Source organism: Natrinema sp. H-ect4 (assembly GCF_041894845.1).
Taxonomy (GTDB): domain Archaea; phylum Halobacteriota; class Halobacteria; order Halobacteriales; family Natrialbaceae; genus Natrinema.
Genome location: NZ_JBHDYC010000008.1, coordinates 157,061 through 172,520 on the forward strand (window position 1 = coordinate 157,061; position 15,460 = coordinate 172,520).

At 61.4% G+C, this 15,460-nt stretch carries 14 protein-coding genes; 9 read left to right on the forward strand and 5 right to left on the reverse strand.

Annotated features, from left to right (window positions below):
* The first annotated feature begins 58 nt into the window (after window positions 1-58).
* Window positions 59-520: a universal stress protein gene (locus ACEWFR_RS12175; RefSeq protein ID WP_374061278.1), complete on the forward strand. Its 462-nt coding sequence runs from the start codon at window positions 59-61 to the stop codon at window positions 518-520.
* A 106-nt stretch (window positions 521-626) separates the two neighbouring features.
* Window positions 627-1,058: a universal stress protein gene (locus ACEWFR_RS12180; RefSeq protein WP_374061279.1), complete on the forward strand. Its 432-nt coding sequence runs from the start codon at window positions 627-629 to the stop codon at window positions 1,056-1,058.
* Window positions 1,059-1,076: 18 nt separating this feature from the next.
* On the opposite strand, the gene ACEWFR_RS12185 is transcribed toward ACEWFR_RS12180, so the two are convergent.
* Entirely contained in the window at window positions 1,077-1,538 is a 462-nt protein-coding gene (locus tag ACEWFR_RS12185; RefSeq protein ID WP_374061280.1) for a universal stress protein, read from the reverse strand.
* 262 nt (window positions 1,539-1,800) lie between these two features.
* On the opposite strand from ACEWFR_RS12185, the gene ACEWFR_RS12190 reads away from it, so the two are divergent.
* Complete coding sequence (locus ACEWFR_RS12190; protein WP_098728015.1) at window positions 1,801-2,190, forward strand: DUF2267 domain-containing protein; 390 nt, start codon at window positions 1,801-1,803, stop codon at window positions 2,188-2,190.
* Window positions 2,191-3,072: 882 nt separating this feature from the next.
* On the opposite strand, the gene ACEWFR_RS12195 is transcribed toward ACEWFR_RS12190, so the two are convergent.
* Together ACEWFR_RS12195 and ACEWFR_RS12200 are read right to left on the reverse strand one after the other, a co-directional pair.
* Window positions 3,073-3,225: a hypothetical protein gene (locus ACEWFR_RS12195; RefSeq protein WP_374061281.1), complete on the reverse strand. Its 153-nt coding sequence runs from the start codon at window positions 3,223-3,225 to the stop codon at window positions 3,073-3,075.
* Between the two features lie 367 nt (window positions 3,226-3,592).
* On the reverse strand, window positions 3,593-3,856 hold the full coding sequence (locus ACEWFR_RS12200) for a hypothetical protein (RefSeq protein WP_374061282.1): 264 nt from the start codon (window positions 3,854-3,856) through the stop codon (window positions 3,593-3,595).
* 295 nt (window positions 3,857-4,151) lie between these two features.
* Here ACEWFR_RS12200 and ACEWFR_RS12205 point away from each other — a divergent pair, with 295 nt between their 5' ends.
* From ACEWFR_RS12205 to ACEWFR_RS12220, 4 genes are all read left to right on the forward strand, one after another.
* Complete coding sequence (locus tag ACEWFR_RS12205) at window positions 4,152-6,818, forward strand: PAS domain S-box protein (RefSeq protein WP_374061283.1); 2,667 nt, start codon at window positions 4,152-4,154, stop codon at window positions 6,816-6,818.
* Between the two features lie 187 nt (window positions 6,819-7,005).
* A complete protein-coding gene (locus ACEWFR_RS12210) occupies window positions 7,006-7,446 on the forward strand; it encodes a pyridoxamine 5'-phosphate oxidase family protein (RefSeq protein ID WP_374061284.1) in 441 nt (146 codons plus the stop codon).
* Window positions 7,447-7,713: 267 nt separating this feature from the next.
* Entirely contained in the window at window positions 7,714-9,282 is a 1,569-nt protein-coding gene (locus tag ACEWFR_RS12215) for an ABC1 kinase family protein (protein WP_374061285.1), read from the forward strand.
* 253 nt (window positions 9,283-9,535) lie between these two features.
* A complete protein-coding gene (locus tag ACEWFR_RS12220; RefSeq protein ID WP_374061286.1) occupies window positions 9,536-9,952 on the forward strand; it encodes a universal stress protein in 417 nt (138 codons plus the stop codon).
* Between the two features lie 60 nt (window positions 9,953-10,012).
* On the opposite strand, the gene ACEWFR_RS12225 is transcribed toward ACEWFR_RS12220, so the two are convergent.
* Complete coding sequence (locus ACEWFR_RS12225) at window positions 10,013-11,413, reverse strand: permease (RefSeq protein WP_374061352.1); 1,401 nt, start codon at window positions 11,411-11,413, stop codon at window positions 10,013-10,015.
* A gap of 365 nt (window positions 11,414-11,778) precedes the next feature.
* On the opposite strand from ACEWFR_RS12225, the gene ACEWFR_RS12230 reads away from it, so the two are divergent.
* Together ACEWFR_RS12230 and ACEWFR_RS12235 are read left to right on the forward strand one after the other, a co-directional pair.
* A complete protein-coding gene (locus tag ACEWFR_RS12230; RefSeq protein ID WP_374061287.1) occupies window positions 11,779-12,687 on the forward strand; it encodes a lysostaphin resistance A-like protein in 909 nt (302 codons plus the stop codon).
* 133 nt (window positions 12,688-12,820) lie between these two features.
* A complete protein-coding gene (locus ACEWFR_RS12235; protein WP_374061288.1) occupies window positions 12,821-14,062 on the forward strand; it encodes an MgtC/SapB family protein in 1,242 nt (413 codons plus the stop codon).
* A 106-nt stretch (window positions 14,063-14,168) separates the two neighbouring features.
* On the opposite strand, the gene ACEWFR_RS12240 is transcribed toward ACEWFR_RS12235, so the two are convergent.
* On the reverse strand, window positions 14,169-15,458 hold the full coding sequence (locus tag ACEWFR_RS12240; RefSeq protein ID WP_374061289.1) for an MFS transporter: 1,290 nt from the start codon (window positions 15,456-15,458) through the stop codon (window positions 14,169-14,171).
* Window positions 15,459-15,460: the final 2 nt, after the last annotated feature.

Consider the following 15,460-nt stretch of genomic DNA (forward strand, 5'->3'; position numbering starts at 1 on the left):
AACGTCGTCCGACGATCACCGATCCCCGTCGTCATCGTCAGATACACGCACTGATACAATGGCGACGGAACACAATGACGGGACCCCGCGAACGATCCTCGTCCCGATCGACGGGAGCGATGCCGCTTCGGCGGCGCTCGACCTCGCGTTGTCCCTCGCTGACGGAACCGACGCGATCGTCCACGTCCTCGCGGTCGTCGACGTCACGGCGGATCCGATGCGGTTTGACGCCGCACTCGTGTCCGACCTCGAGCGTGCCAAAGAGCGACTCGTCGACGAAGTCGTCGCGACCGCTGCCGACCACGACGCCGACATGACCGGCGCCGTCCGTCGCGGACGGCCCGCCCGAACGATCGTCGACTACGCCGACGAGCGGGATATCGAACTGATCGTTCTCGGACGGTCCGGGCGGTCAGGGATCGCAGCACCCTTACTCGGGAGTACGGCGGATCGCGTCGTGCGAACGGCATCGACCCCCGTTCTGATCGTTCCCGAAGCGACTGCCGACGCCGAAGCGTGATCCCCTCCTCCGCGCGAGCGGACTGCTCTTCTCGCGTCACGGCGTACCAGCGGTACCTGTATTCACTGGCAGCTTTACCTTGGTTCCCCGCCAAGGCTGACACGAGATGTCCAGATCGATTCTCGTTCCACACGACGGATCGTCCCACGCACAGGCCGCGCTCGAGTACGCACTCGAGACCGTTCCGGACGCCAGGATCGTACTGTTCCACGCGATCGACCCGTTCGAGCCGACGCCCGAGGCCGAGGGCGACCGGCATCCACCGCTGACCGACGAATGGCTCGACGAACAGCGCGCCGTAGCGACCGAACTCCTCGCTGAAGCACGCGAGAGCGTCGAAGGCGGAACAGCGACGATCGAAATCGAGACGGCAGTCGGCTCGCCGGCGCAGACGATCGTAGCCGCGGTCGGGGACACCGAAACCGACCAGATCGTCATGGGAAGCCGTGGTCGGGGCGGGCCCGCCGAAGTGCGGATGGGCAGCACCGCCGAACACGTGGTCAGGCGCGCTTCCGTTCCGGTGACTGTCGTCCGATAGTGCCTGCGACGAGCCGGTTCACCGTTCGGTTTCGTCGCGAACCACCGTGACGGGCACCGGGGAGCGGCGGACGACCAACTCGGCGACGCTCCCGAGCAGCAGCCGGGTCGCGCCGGTTCGACCGTGACTGCCCATGACGATCTGATCGATCTCGTGGACCTCGGCGTAGTCGACGATCTCGCGCGCGGGGTCGCCGACCGTGCGTTCCGTCTCGAGATCCGCATCGGAGTCGGCCGCCAACTCGCGGGCGTCCTCGAAGATGCGCTTTTCTTCCTCGTTCGCTCGCTCATACCACTCGTCGGAGCCGTGTCGCGGTTCGTTTCGAACGTCTATCTCGGTCGCGGAACTGTACCCCGGGTCCGTCGGATCGAGGACGTGAAACGCGACGATCGACGCGTTGTCGTACTCCTCGAGGGCGAACTCGAGCGCTTGCCTGGATAACGGCGATCCGTCGACGGGAACGAGCAGGTGACGAGACATCGACCGCTCGTACTTTCCCGAGCGTGAAAATACTATCCGGTCAGCGGCGAGAACGGCGATGGGACACTCGACTACCTTTATCTGGCTGGGCGGGGTACGTTCAAGCGCAGCAGTCACAGGCAGTTTAACGGTTGCGAGCTCGCCGTTTCCGATACCGCTTCGACAGCGGTGGTCGATTCGAGGCGATCGCGGCCGCTTCCACTCGTCCGTCTCATCGGCATAGACGCCGAGCGCTCGCGGAAGATCACGGAGTACTACCGTAATGAACTACAAGAAATTCATCGGACAGGTTCAGCACAGACTCGAGTACGGCCAGTTCGGTCACGCGGTCCGAACGACCCGGGCCGTCCTGACGACCCTCGGCGAACGGATACAGGAGGGGGAAGCGACGGATCTCGCCAGCCCCCTCCCGATGGAGATCGATCGCTATCTGACCGAGGCCGAACACGGTCAGCGCTTCGACTATCAGGAGTTTCTCGACCGGGTCGCCGAACGCGACGGCGTCGATAGCTCGGACGCCAACTACCACGCCCAGCAGGTTATGACCGTCGTCGCCGACGATGTCCCGGCGGGGAACCTCGAGAAAATTCGCGATCAGTTGCCCGACGACTTCGACCCGCTGTTCGAACTGCTCGAGGCGCCGACGGAGTGAGTGGCGAATCCGCTTCGGGACCGGTGCGCTCCTCTCAGCCGACTGAATGTCACCGATTGATGATGCCCTTACGGCGGTGGAGAACCGGAAACGGCGCTCATTCAGAGTGGCTATAGTAGTCGTTGAAAGTCATTGCACTCCCGCTCGCGAATCAGCGGCCAGCACGAACGGTGCTGGCCGCTCGAGTGCAAGCGGTGAGTAAATCGTTTCAACGACTACTATAGGGGAGCAAAGATCTGGTCTGGTGGATTTTTGATGGTATTGAACCGCGAGAGAGCCTGCGCACAGAGATGCGATTTCATCGTGACGAAAAGAATGAGGAGTCGCTTTTCGATCGCTCTCCGCAGCTCAGCGGGCTGAATCATCAGCATTTCCAGTTTGCCAAGCATCTGCAAATAGTAGCCACTGCAAGTCACTGCACACCTGATCGCACGACACGAGCGCGGTTCGGAGCGAACGCGGTTCGGAGCGAGCGCGGTTCGGAGCGAACGCGGTTCGGAGCGAACGCGGTTCGGAGCGAACGTAGTGAGCGAGAACCGCGGGGATGCGAACGGCGAGCAAAGCGAGCCGTGAGCGAACGCAGTGAGCGAGAACCGCGGGGATGCGAACGGTGAGCGGAGCGAGCCGTGAGCGAACGTAGTGAGCGAGAACCGCGGACAATGCGATCAGTATGTAAATCGTTTCAGTGCCTACTATACTATAGCGCTCGAGAGTTCATCCCATTTGACGACGGCACCTCTCACCAGCGTCAAACATTGAGGCTGCGTTTTTCGCGCTCAAGCAGCGGTACGGCGACACGTTTCGGGCGCGAACGTGATCCAGGCAGTTCTGTGAACTCATTCTGAAAGCGACTGTGTGAAATATCGAACGTACCTCGTCTCTTCAGCCGGTATCCCCAATCGGGAGGGATATCGTCCGGTCACTGACGAACAAGGCAAAGAGGGCGAAGAGCGCGTAAAAGGCGGGTTCGTTCGTCCACACACCTATGATCCCAAAAATACCAAGGATGCCGAGGCGGTTCACTGGTATTTCCATATGCGGTCGTTGTAACTCAGTCAACAAAAGCCCTCTAGCGGTTCTCACAGTGCAACAATATCTTCACCAGTGAGTACACGGTTCGCAGTTTACCAGAGCGGTTACCCAGTGGTGTCAGTAGTGATCAGAAACGGGGTATTGCACTGAGTCTAACGGCCGTGTGGAAGTGAAAGAGAGCGTATGAACGGACCTGCGACTACCGCACTGCTGACGACTGCCTTCGTGCTCAGCACTCTCGATAAATCCATCAGTACCACTTACAAATTCGTCACCTGGGAGGCAGCGGACCGAGCCCGGTACTCGAGACCGGAAATAATGTGACCAATACTGATGGGCAATGAAACCCCAGCCGTCTGGAATTACGGCGTCAGAGACACGACTCAATGCGGGATGCGTCCGGATTGTAGTCAATAACCCCAAGGTCAGCCATCTTTGGGAGGTGAGAGTGGTGGAGGTGGCATGCAACACGCTCAGCGGTCTCTTCGTCGGCAACCTCCACATCGTTTTCTCGTGCAGCAATCGTCGCCGACAGGTCTTTGAGGTCCACAGGGGTGGTTGCGTTCGTCAAGATGTTAAGCGCCATTCTTCTCGGCTCTGCCATGAGCAATTCGTGGTACTCGTTTTCCGTCAAGTGGTTTGTTTCCGCGTTTGTACACGTTCTCTCACATTGTATGGACTGAGTCATTGTAGTGGTCCCCCCAGATAGTCTCACTGGGTAACTCTACTATGAATTTTGTCACCCGTAATATCACACTAGAACTATATAGGCGATAACGCAATCCGTCCCGGTATTCAGTTACTCGTCGCCTTTTATGCTTGTTAGTAGCTGTAGATTTTAGGCACCTCTTTTAAATCGACTTACGTCTAGCGAATGCTACCACTCCAACGTTGGAGTCTTTATAAACCTGTGTGGAGTATTCACCGTCGTGACTTCGTCCTCGTTACCCAAGGTGCTTCGAGAAACACTCGTGCTCTTCGACGGTTCTGGAGCACCGCAGACGACAACCGAGGTGGCGGAACGCCTCGATCTCGGCCGCCGGAGCACCTACGAACGTCTAACGCGCCTCGTTGACCACGATCGGATCGAAACCAAGAAAGTCGGTGCGAATGGCCGCGTATGGTGGCGGTCAACGACGACGAATACGGCGGGTCAATCCGCCAGTGCACAGGACCGGTCAGCCACCGGTGAATCCGACATCGACGACACCCCCGTCCGGAAGCAATTCGAGCGAGGGCGGCAGGACGACCGTCGGACGTTCGAGTTGTTGGTCGATGCGGTCAAAGAGTACGCGATATTTTTCCTTACTCCCGACGGGCACGTTCGAACCTGGAATCGCGGTGCTGAGCGCATCAAGGGCTACAATCCAGCGGAGATTCTGGGCGAGCACTTCTCGACGTTCTATACCGAGGACGATCGCGCAGCCGACGTGCCAGAACAAAACCTTTCCGAAGCAGCGAACCAGGGCTCAGTAACGGATGAGGGTTGGCGGGTGCGTGCCGATGGATCGGAGTTCTGGGCGAACGTCGTCATCACACCGATCTACGATGACGGTACCCTCACAGGATACGCGAAGGTCACGCGTGACATGACCGAGCGGAGGGAGCGCGAACGCCGACTCCGTACCTTTCGCAAGGCCGTCGACGCAGCAGCCCATTCGATCTCTTACACCGACACGGATGGCACGATCGAATATGTGAATCCGGCGTTCGAGGAGACGACAGGATATTCGGCCGAGGAAGCGATTGGGCAAACGCCACGGCTCCTGAAATCGGGTGCGCACGATCAGAGCTTTTACGAAGAGTTGTGGAATACGATCCTGAAGGGCGATACGTGGCGCGGTGAAATCGTCAACACCACGAAGGATGGTGATCGGTACATTGTTGAGCAAACGATCGCGCCGGTGGAAGACGAGTCCGGCGAGATCGCACACTTGGCCGCCGTTAACGCGGATATCACCGAACGAAAGGACCGCGAACACCGATACGACGCCGTCTTCAATCAGACCTACCAGTTCACCGGTCTTCTGGAACCGGATGGCACGCTCATCGAAGCCAACGAGTCCGCTCTGACGTTCGGTGGGCTCGACCGAGCGGAGGTCGTTGGAAAGAAGATCTGGAATGCGTTTTGGTCCCAGCACGACGAGGCAGCCGAGCAGGTCAGAGAAGCGGTCGAACGCGCTCGTGACGGCGAGTTTGTCCGGCAGGAGTTCGAAGTACAGGGCGCTAATCGGGCCGCTATTATCGACTTCTCCATTCGGCCAGTGACCGACGATCATGGCGAGATCGCCTACCTCATCCCGGAAGGACGCGACATTACCGACCGTGTGAAAGCCGAACGAGAAACACAGCGCAATCGGGACCATCTGGCCGCACTCAATCACGTCAACACCGTCGTCCACGAGATCACTAACCTGGTTATCGAGCAATCAACGCGCGAGGAGATCGAACGGACCGTCTGCGAGGCCTTTGCCGACGTGGATTCCTACGAGTACGCCTGTATCGGCGATGTCGACAGGATGTCGCAGACGATGACCGTCCGAACCTCGTGCAGTGTAGAGGGGAATCGCGACGGGAGTCCCCTCCCGATTGACCCCAAGGATGAACGTAGCGAGGGGCCGACGATGAGGGCGTTTCGGACGGGAACGATACAGGTCAGGAACGGGGTCGACACCGATTCCGGACGCGATCTCTTGGCCGACCCCGTCGACACTCACGGTATCCGTTCAGTAGCTGCGATTCCGCTCGTACATGATGACATGGTGTCCGGCGTGTTGAACGTGTACACCGACCGACCGAACGCGTTCGAAGACCATGAGCAGGCAGTGCTCGGCCAGCTTGGAGAGATCGTCGGTCAGGCGATCGCCGCCACCGAACGAAAGCAGGCGCTGATGAGCGATGAGATCATCGAACTTGAGTACCACGTCCCGGCCGTGCTCGAGTCCATGGGTGTTGATGCGGCGGCCGATGGCCGATTCACCCTCGACGATGTCGTTGCGACCAGCGACGGGGGCTACCTCATGTACGGCACCATGACTCCCGACGCCCGTGGGACGATAGACGCTCTGACTGAACAGCACCCTCACTACTGGGGCCCAGTGATTGTGAGTTCCGAGGAAGAGAAAGAAGAGAGTATAAGATTTCAGGTTCGGGTCACCGAGTTCCCCCTTCAATCCGGCGTGGTCTCGGAAGGCGGCTTCGTCGAGGAGCTTCTGTTTGAGGACGGCGACTTCGATCTGCGAGTCTATGTCCCGCCAAGCGAGGACGTGAGCGCAATCACTGAGGCGGTCGAGGGTACGTATCCGACCGCCCAACTGCTCGCCAAGCGCCAGTTTCCCCGCTCTCATGACTCGATGAGCGAGCTTCGGCAGTCACTCTCCGAGGAACTCACCGACCGCCAGCAGGCGGTCCTCGAAGCCGCCTATCATCGGGGATACTTCGAGTGGCCGCGCGACGCGTCCGGCGAGGCGGTCGCCGACTCGCTGGGGATTGCCCCCCCGACGTTCTCTCAGCACCTCCGGAAGGCCGAAAAGACGGTGGTCGAATCGCTGTTTTCGTTTACTACGCAGCCCAACGGCCACTATAGTGGCCACTGAAACGAATTACACACTAATCGCAACGCCGTTGTTCGATCGGGTGTGCAGTGACGTTCAGTGGCTACTATAGCGGCTCGACTGACCCCATACGCGGACGAAGGCGGACGTTCGAACGGGCCGTGCGCGGTCGAACAATCCGGCTATCTGTGGCTGAGTTTTTTTACCGTTCGAGTGGTGACAACGGATGATGACCGGACTTCGATGGGTGCAGTTGCCCGAGGACGAACGAAACGAGTTCCTCAGCGACGGCGGTACCGGCGTCCTCTCGTTCGCGACGGGTGCGGACGAGTCGCCGACGTCGTTACCGGTGTCGTACGGCTATTACGCGGACAGTGGCGACTTCTACTTTCGGCTCTCGTTTCCGCCGGGAAGTTCCAAGGCGGACCTCGTCGAGAGACCGGTGTCGTTCGTCGTCCACGGCGAAACCGATGCGGGATGGCGAAGCGTCGTCGCGACGGGTACCCTCGAGGAGTTAGCGGAACTCCCCGAGGAGTCGGCCGCCGTCCAGCGGATGTGGGCGGTCAGCATCCCGACGGTCGATATGTTCGATCGCCCGCGGGACGAGATCCCGTTTCACGACTTTCGACTCGTTCCCGAGACGATCAGCGGACGAAAAGAAGCGGTCTAACGTACGGGCCCCGATCGACGGAAGCGTCCCTGACTGACGCCGTAGCGGTGGGTGCCCCGATCTGGCGGTCAACGCTACCGTCACGTCGACGTCCGTTTTCGGGGTTTACCGCCGCGAACAGCCCTCGCGAACCCGGCTCGTAACGGTCGCGGAGGCGGTCATTCGGGGGCGACCGGGTGCCGTCCGGATCACTGACGTATTTGTGCCCGGTGTTCGAAGATAGGCTATGAACGATCGGGCGATCGGCAACTGGATGACCCACCGACGATGATGGGATACTACCTTCGGTTCCTGACGGTACTCGTTCGCTTCCTGCCGTTCGTGACCGCGTTTCTCAGGGATCGTCGGCGGTTCCTGTTGTTCGGACCGTCCCGCCACGTTTCGACGGCGGTGCATCGCGATCGAGCCGAACGGCTCACCGAGACGATGCTCGAGCTTGGACCAGCGTTTATCAAGGTCGGGCAGGTGCTGTCGACGCGCCCGGACATCGTTCCGCCGACGTACGTCGAAGCGTTCGCGTCGCTGCAAGACGAGGTACCCGAGGACGCGGGCGGTGACCCACTGACCGTCGTCGAGGCGGAACTCGGCGACGACCTCGATCTCGAGACGCTCGAGCCGGTCGCCGGCGGGTCGCTCGCGTTCGTCTACACCGCCGAGTACGAGGGCGAGCGGATCGCCCTGAAGGTCCGCCGACCGGGGATCGTCTCCCGCATCGAACGAGACCTCCGAGTCATCAGCGGATTCGTGCCGCTACTCGCGGCGTTCGCCGATGAGCGCCAGCAATATTCGATCGAAAACGTCGCCGACGACTTCGAGAACATCATCCTTCAGGAGCTGGATTTCGGTCGCGAAGCGTCGATCATGGCAGAGATCGAGGACAACTTCGCGGATCAGGATCGCGTCGTCATCCCGACGGTCCATCCGGAGCTGTGCTCCGAGCGAGTCGTCGCGATGGAGTACGTCCGCGGCGAGAAGGTCACCGACGACCGCGCTCTCGAGAACGTCGGCGTCGAACCGACCGACATGGCGACGCTGATCGCCCGTTCGTATTTGAAAATGGGCCTCGTCGACGGCGTGTTCCACGCCGATCCACACCCCGGCAACCTCTCCGTGACCGACGAGGGCCGGCTGGTCATCTACGATTACGGGATGAGCCAGCGACTGAGTCCACAAGAGCAAGACGATATTACGAGTCTCTATCGCACCCTCGTCCGTCGCGACGTCGACGGGCTCTTGAACACGCTCATCGCGCTCGAGGTCCTCGAGCCGACGGTCGATCGCGTCGCGGCTCGACAGGTCCTCGAACTGCTGATCGAGAACCTCGAGGGGCGATCCGACATCACCTGGCGCGCGATCATCACCGAGTTGTTCGCTCGGCTCCACGAGTTTCCGTTTCGTATCCCGCCGAACGTGATGTTGCTCGTCCGCGTCGGAACGGTCGGCGAAGGCGTCTGTCGAACGCTCGATCCGGAGTTCGACTTCATTGCCGCCACGCGGTCGTTTCTCGTCGACTACGGGATCATCGAGAGCGAACTCGAGGCGCTGTTCGAAGACGTCCGCGCTGACCTCCGCGAATCGGCACCGGTGCTCGCGCGAGCCCCCGCCCGGTTCGATAGCGTCTTCGGCCAACTCGAGCGGGGTGAACTCGTCGTCAGAACCGATCCTGTCGATCCGCCAAGCGGCGGCGATCCGGCAGTCGGCTACGCGATCGTGGCCGGATCCTTGTTCGTCGCGGCCGCCGTGCTGACGTTCCACGAATTGCCCCTCGAAGTTGGGAGCGTGGGTCTCGCGCTCGTCTTTCTCGGACTGTACGTTCGCCGGCGGTGGACCGGCTGATACGGTTTACCGTACCGATGTGCCGGCGCGACCGCAGGCTGGATCGAGGTCGCGCCGGAACTGACGTACGGCAGACCGTATGAGACGGCACCGAAATCGGGCGCGGTTCGCTCCCGTCGTCGCGTCTGGAGCAGAGCGGGAGGCGGGGTCGCGAGAGCGACGAGTCGTGACGCGCTGTTCGTCTCAGACCGACCGATTCCACGCCAGTGGGGTTTCTCCCAACGTATATACTCCCATCCGTTGACCGACACGTATGCGAGTACTCGTCCCGATCGACGACTCCGACCCGGCTCGGGAAGCGCTCGAACACGCCATCACGACGTTTCCGGACGCCGAGATCACGGTATTACACGTGATCAATCCGTCACTGGTGATGCGTCACGGCGAGATGGCCTACGACTACGAACGGCTCATGGGACTCGAGGAGGAAGAAGCCGAGACGCTGTTCGAGACCGCGCGGGAGATCGCCGACGACCACGACGCCTCGGTCACGACCGAGATTGTCATCGGTCGCCCGTCTCGCGGCATCGTCGAATTCGCGTCCGAAAACGACGTCGATCAGATCGTCCTCGGCAGTCACGGTCGATCGGGCGTCTCACGCGTGTTGCTCGGCAGCGTAGCCGAACGGGTGGTCCGTCGCGCACCGGTTCCAGTGACGGTCGTTCGGTAAATCGAGCACCCGGCGACGCCGGCGACGACGCGTCGATGTCGTATGAATCCGGTTTTTCGATCAGTGATGGTCGTGGTCGTGAGCGCCGTCAGTGTGAACCATCGGCCGATCGGTCGCGTACGTTGCCGGATCCGTCTCGAACGTCTCCGCGCACGTCTCCGAGCAGAAGTAGTAGGTCGTCCCGTCGTGCGTCGCGGCCGGTCCGGTATCATCGGTCCGCATTCCACAGACTGGATCGCGGTACTCTCCGGGAGCGCCGAGACCACGGCGGTAGACGTACAGGAGGAACCCGGAGAGTGCGAACGCGATGAGGTTGAGATAGAAGGTGTAGTTGCGTTCGAAGTACGTCCGATCGGTCGCCGTCTCGCCACCGGCCAGGTTGGGGACGATTCCGAGCGCATCGAAGAGCAGTTCCATGAGAAAGCCCGTAAACGCCATCGTCACGAAGAAGACGCCGAGAATGTACAGCATAACCCGCCAGCCGTAGTACTTCCGGTAGACGTTCAACACGGGAATCGTGATCAGGTCGGCGTAGACGAACGCGATGACGCCGGCGAAGCTGATGCCACCGCCCCAGAGGGCGACCGCGAACGGGACGTTACCCATGCTCCCGACGAAGCTGATGACGGCGATGGCGACGCCCATGACCGCGTTCTCTGCGGTCACGAGCAGCCCGTCGCCCTCGAGGAACAGCGCGTTCCAGACCCACTGGGGGACGAACACGATGACGAATCCCGAGATGAGAAACCCCGCGATAACGTCCTTCCAGATCATCGACCACTCCTTGCGGTACTGGTTACCGACCTTGTACCAGCCGCCCCACGAGCGGAGTTCCGCGTACCAACCGCCGCGACTCGCGGTTTGCTGACGGTAGGTCTCCATGCATCCCTCGGAACAGAACGTTAGCGTCTCGCCCCCGTCGGTCGCGATCGAATACTCGTCTTTCCCCTCCATGCCACAGGTCGGATCCTCGGTGGTTCCCGATTCGCGATCGCGTTCCTCGAGCGTTCGCCGGACCTCGTCGAAGAGCGTCTCCGGCAGCGTTAGGTGGACGATGACCGCCATCACCGCGATGAGAACGAGGCCACCGAGGAGTTCGGCGAGGAGGAACTCCCACCCCAGGAGAATCAGGATCATTAGTCCGAGCTCGACGATCAAGTTCGTCGACGCGAACATGAAAGCGAGGAAGTTCACCGCGTGTGCCCCCTTTTTGAACAGCCCTTTGCCGATGGCTACAGCACCGAAGCTACAGCCGCTGCTCGCCGCGCCGAACGCCGTCGCTTTCGTGAGGCCGGCGAGGTCCCCCTCCCCGAGAACGCTTGCCATCCGCTCTTTGGAGACGTACACTTGGACGAGGCTCGTGATCACCAGGCCCATGATGATCGCCCACGCTGCCGTCCAGAGGAATCCCACCCCGATCCGGAGCGACTCGAGGATGCCGTCGATGGGGAGCGCTTGCATGAGTGATAGTTCGGACGGCTCGACCATTGCAGTTTTCCTTCGGTGAACCGGGGTTTGGGGGGTTGAAAACAATGGAATCGAAAGGGAAAACAGGAATTAATCTATAGTAACAACTGCAACTAGTTACACACTGATCGCACAGCTGTCGTGCGATCAGGTGTGCAGTGACTTGCAGTGGCTACTATAGTAACGGGCATCGTCGTGGATCACGCCGATATATCGAAGCCTGGATGCGTCGGTGGTCTGTCCCAGTCGTGCCGAACCGCGTCCGCCCGCGTTTCCACCAAGCGTTTTTGTATGGCCCTACAACAGGAGGGCCGAGGCAGCGATACGGAACGCGGCGACACCTCGCGAGGGAGGATTCAATGACCAGCGAAACGTCGTTCGAGAACGGATCCGGATTCGATATCTGGGGATTCTTGCTCTTTTCCCACGGCTGGACGTGGTGCTGGTGGAGCGTTCCGATTCTCGCCGAGTGGCACGTTTTCCGGTTCCCGGGAGTCGTCTTCCTGATCGTCGGCGGGCTCGGCGTCACGATCGGCGGCGTCGCTATGACGTGGCTGATCGGTGGCCGGGTCGGGCTGGAAGACTTGTGGCGACGCCTCGTCGAGGGACGACGGATTCCGCTCCGGTGGGCACTGGTGATGCTCGGGCTCTTTCCGGCGCTCGCACTGGCCGGTGCCGGCGTCGCGATCGTCGTCGACGGGGCGACACAACCGTTGAGCGCGGCCCCCCTGCGAGACCTGCTCGGCGAGCCGGTCGCGCTCGCCGGAACGCTGGCGACGATCTTCTTGCTCGGCCCGTTCCACGAGGAGATCGGCTGGCGGGGCTACTGGCTCGATCGGCTTCAACTGCGCTGGAGCGCGCTAACGGCCAGTCTCATGCTCGGCCTCGCGTGGGCGGCCTGGCACGCACCGCTGTTCCTGATGATCGGCTACTACAGCAGTTGGGATCACTCGCCGGAGCCGACGTGGTTCGCATTTACCATCCTCGTCGCCGCTGTCCTCTATACCTGGCTGTACAACAACGCGAATCGTAGCGTCCTCGCAGTGATCCTGTTTCACTTCGCCGGGAACGCGACGGGGCAGCTCCTCGAGCTCTCGCCGGCGGCGGACCGGTACCAGACGGTCGTGACAACGGTACTCGTCCTCGTCGTCTTGCGCTGGTGGGGGCCGGCGGATCTCCGTCGCGGTGACGATCGGCCGCAGCCGCCCCGAGTCGGACACAGCGGTCGACGGGAGTCGATCGATCGGAGTCGGGGTTTCGATGACTGATACGGTTTGCTGTACCGATTTACCGGTGGGACCGCGACCGCCCTGCGGTCCCACCGACAATGACTTACAGTAGACCGTATGAGCCACCCGAGTCCCGAAGTTTGACAACTGGGTAGGTGAAATACGACAGCGAATGGCAGAACCGATTATCGACTCGCTTCTCCTTCGCCTCCTCATCGCCTTCGGTATCGGTGCTCTCATCGGGTTGGAACGAGAACAGGCGGAGTCCGGTGGCACGTTCGCGGGAAGCCGCACCTTTCCGCTCTTTGCACTCATCGGTGCGATCGTGCAGGCGTTCTTTCCGGAACTGTTGCCCGTTACGGTGCTCGCTATCGCGCTTCCCCTGACCGTCGCCTACGCCGGGAAAATCCTGACCGAAGGGGACGTTGGACTCACGACGTTGACCGCAGCCATCCTCACTGTCCTCCTCGGTGCGTTGACGGCCCACTCCGAGCGCGGGGCGCTCTTTGCGATTGTCGTCGGCGGGATCGTCACCGTCCTCCTCTCCGCGAAGCCGACGATTCACGGACTCGTCGACCAGATCGACGAACACGAACGCCGTGCGTCGCTTAAATTCATTCTCGTCGTCTTCGTGGTCCTTCCCATCTTGCCTGACCGTGAGCTCGACGTCTTGTACGGACTGAACCCGCGATTCGTCTGGCTCATGGTCGGATTCGTCACCGGGCTGAGCTTCGTTTCCTACGTTCTGGGCCGCGTCGTCGGAGCCGAACGCGGGATCGCCCTGACGGGGATTCTGGGCGGGTTTGTCTCCTCGACCGCGACGACGGTCTCGATGGCCGAACGGACGCGGGAAGCTCCCGATCTCTACGAGATCAGCTCGTTCTCGATCATCGTCGCGTCGATCGTCATGTTCCCGCGAGCACTCCTCGAGATTGCCGTCGTCAACCCGTCACTGCTCCCTCGAGTCGTCGTTCCGCTCGGGGTAATGACTGGTATCGGCATACTCATCGCGGGCGTCGTATACTGGCAATCGACCAGAGAGCCGGCGGTCGAAACGGACCTCAAGAACCCGTTTCGACTCCGACCGGCGCTGTTTTTCGGCGCGGTCTTCGCGATCGTCCTTCTGGTCTCGCAGTCCGCCAACTCCTGGTTCGGCGATTCGGGGATCTACGCGACGGCGTTCCTCTCGGGGCTCGCTGACGTCGACGCCATCACCCTCACGCTGAGCGCGCTCGAAGCGGACGGCGAAATATCCCCCTCGGTCGCGACGACCGGTATCGTCATCGGTGCGATCGCGAACACGCTCATGAAGGCCGGGCTCGCGTGGCTACTGGGAACGGTGAAACTCGGTCGGCGGGTGACGGTTGCACTCGGGATCGTCTCGGTTCTCGGAATCGCCGTCGTCGTACTCTGATTCAGTGCGTTCTCTCGGCGATGTCGGTACCGAACGAACAACCTTGCGAGACGCGCAACCGATCGTCCTCGGCATCGAACCGGCGGTCAAAAGCCCACCGTCCGTTTCAGTCCTCGGGCGCCGCGCCGTGGGGTGTCTCCGGGGCCGGTGCCGGCGGTTCGTGGGTGCCGAACTCGGGATGGGTCTCCTCCATCCACACGTAGACGACGGCACCGGAGAGGAACATCAAGATTGCGGTCATGTAGAACGCGGCTTCGGCGTTCACGAACTCCATCGAGAGCCCGATCAAGATCGCGCCAACGCCGTAGCCGGAGTCGCGCCACATCCGGTAGACACCCATGCCGGCCGACCGCCACGTCGGATGGGCCGCGTCGCTGGGGACGGTCATCAGGTTCGGGTAGAGCAGCGCCATGCCGAGCCCGGAGAGCGCGGCGAGGATCGTCCACGGGAGGTAGCTGTCGACGAACACCATTCCGAGGACGCCCGCTCCGGCGATGAACATCCCGGCGATGACCGGGGGGCGTCGTCCGATCCGATCGGCGAGACCGCCGGTGCCGATCTGGAGGAAGTACATCGCGCTATGGACGCCGACGACGACCCCGACGGCTTCGATCGCGAGCCCCTGACTCGTGAGATACAGCGGCACGGCGATCCAGAACAGCGTGTCGACGAAGTTCTCGATGTGGCCGGCCTGTGCGGCCGCGAACAGCGTCTTGTCGCCGTACGTCGCCCGCTTCAGCACCTCGTTGAACGGGAGGTTCGCGTCGTGGTGGTCCTGGTCAGCCTCCAGCTGTGCGAGCTGGACCGTTTCCTTGATGAGGAAGACCGAGATCAGGAACGCAAGCACCACCACGATAGCGAGGAAGTAGAACGGCTCCGGCCGAAGGCTCGTCTGGCCGGCGATAACGCCCGTGATCCACGCGCCCGCGGCGACGCCGGTGTAGCCAAAGGCCTCGTCGATGCCGACGGCGAGTCCGCGCTGGTCGGGGCTGGCGAGATCGATCTTGGCATTGATCGCCATGCTCCAGGTCAGCGCCTGGTTGATACCGAGGAGGATATTCCCGACGGTGATCCAGCTCCAGCTCGGGGCGTAGATGAGGATAATCGGGATCGGGAGCGCGGTGATCCAGCCGAGTACGAGCACCGGTTTGCGCCCGTACTCCTCGCCCCACTTGCCGGCGTAGAGGTTAAGCAGCGCCTTGACGAAGCCGAAGGAGACGACGAACGAGCCGATGACGAAGAACGACTCGACACCGAGTACTTCCTCGCCCAGCACGGGGACGACGGTTCGTTCCGAACCGATCGTCAGGCCGGTCGCAAACACCAGCAAGACGTGCAGCGAGAACTGTCCGAGGTGTTCGCGAATTCCCTGTTTCAGTTTCGTTTGTCCACTCATCG

Excerpts from the sequence above, each read along its gene's own strand:
- ACEWFR_RS12175 (WP_374061278.1), top strand. The coding sequence starts at position 59 with ATGGCGACGGAACACAATGACGGGACCCCGCGAACGATCCTCGTCCCG.
- ACEWFR_RS12180 (WP_374061279.1), top strand. The coding sequence starts at position 627 with ATGTCCAGATCGATTCTCGTTCCACACGACGGATCGTCCCACGCACAG.
- ACEWFR_RS12185 (WP_374061280.1), bottom strand. The coding sequence starts at position 1,538 with ATGTCTCGTCACCTGCTCGTTCCCGTCGACGGATCGCCGTTATCCAGG.
- ACEWFR_RS12190 (WP_098728015.1), top strand. The coding sequence starts at position 1,801 with ATGAACTACAAGAAATTCATCGGACAGGTTCAGCACAGACTCGAGTAC.
- ACEWFR_RS12195 (WP_374061281.1), bottom strand. The coding sequence starts at position 3,225 with ATGGAAATACCAGTGAACCGCCTCGGCATCCTTGGTATTTTTGGGATC.
- ACEWFR_RS12210 (WP_374061284.1), top strand. The coding sequence starts at position 7,006 with ATGACCGGACTTCGATGGGTGCAGTTGCCCGAGGACGAACGAAACGAG.
- ACEWFR_RS12215 (WP_374061285.1), top strand. The coding sequence starts at position 7,714 with ATGATGGGATACTACCTTCGGTTCCTGACGGTACTCGTTCGCTTCCTG.
- ACEWFR_RS12220 (WP_374061286.1), top strand. The coding sequence starts at position 9,536 with ATGCGAGTACTCGTCCCGATCGACGACTCCGACCCGGCTCGGGAAGCG.
- ACEWFR_RS12225 (WP_374061352.1), bottom strand. The coding sequence starts at position 11,413 with ATGCAAGCGCTCCCCATCGACGGCATCCTCGAGTCGCTCCGGATCGGG.
- ACEWFR_RS12230 (WP_374061287.1), top strand. The coding sequence starts at position 11,779 with ATGACCAGCGAAACGTCGTTCGAGAACGGATCCGGATTCGATATCTGG.
- ACEWFR_RS12235 (WP_374061288.1), top strand. The coding sequence starts at position 12,821 with ATGGCAGAACCGATTATCGACTCGCTTCTCCTTCGCCTCCTCATCGCC.
- ACEWFR_RS12240 (WP_374061289.1), bottom strand. The coding sequence starts at position 15,458 with ATGAGTGGACAAACGAAACTGAAACAGGGAATTCGCGAACACCTCGGA.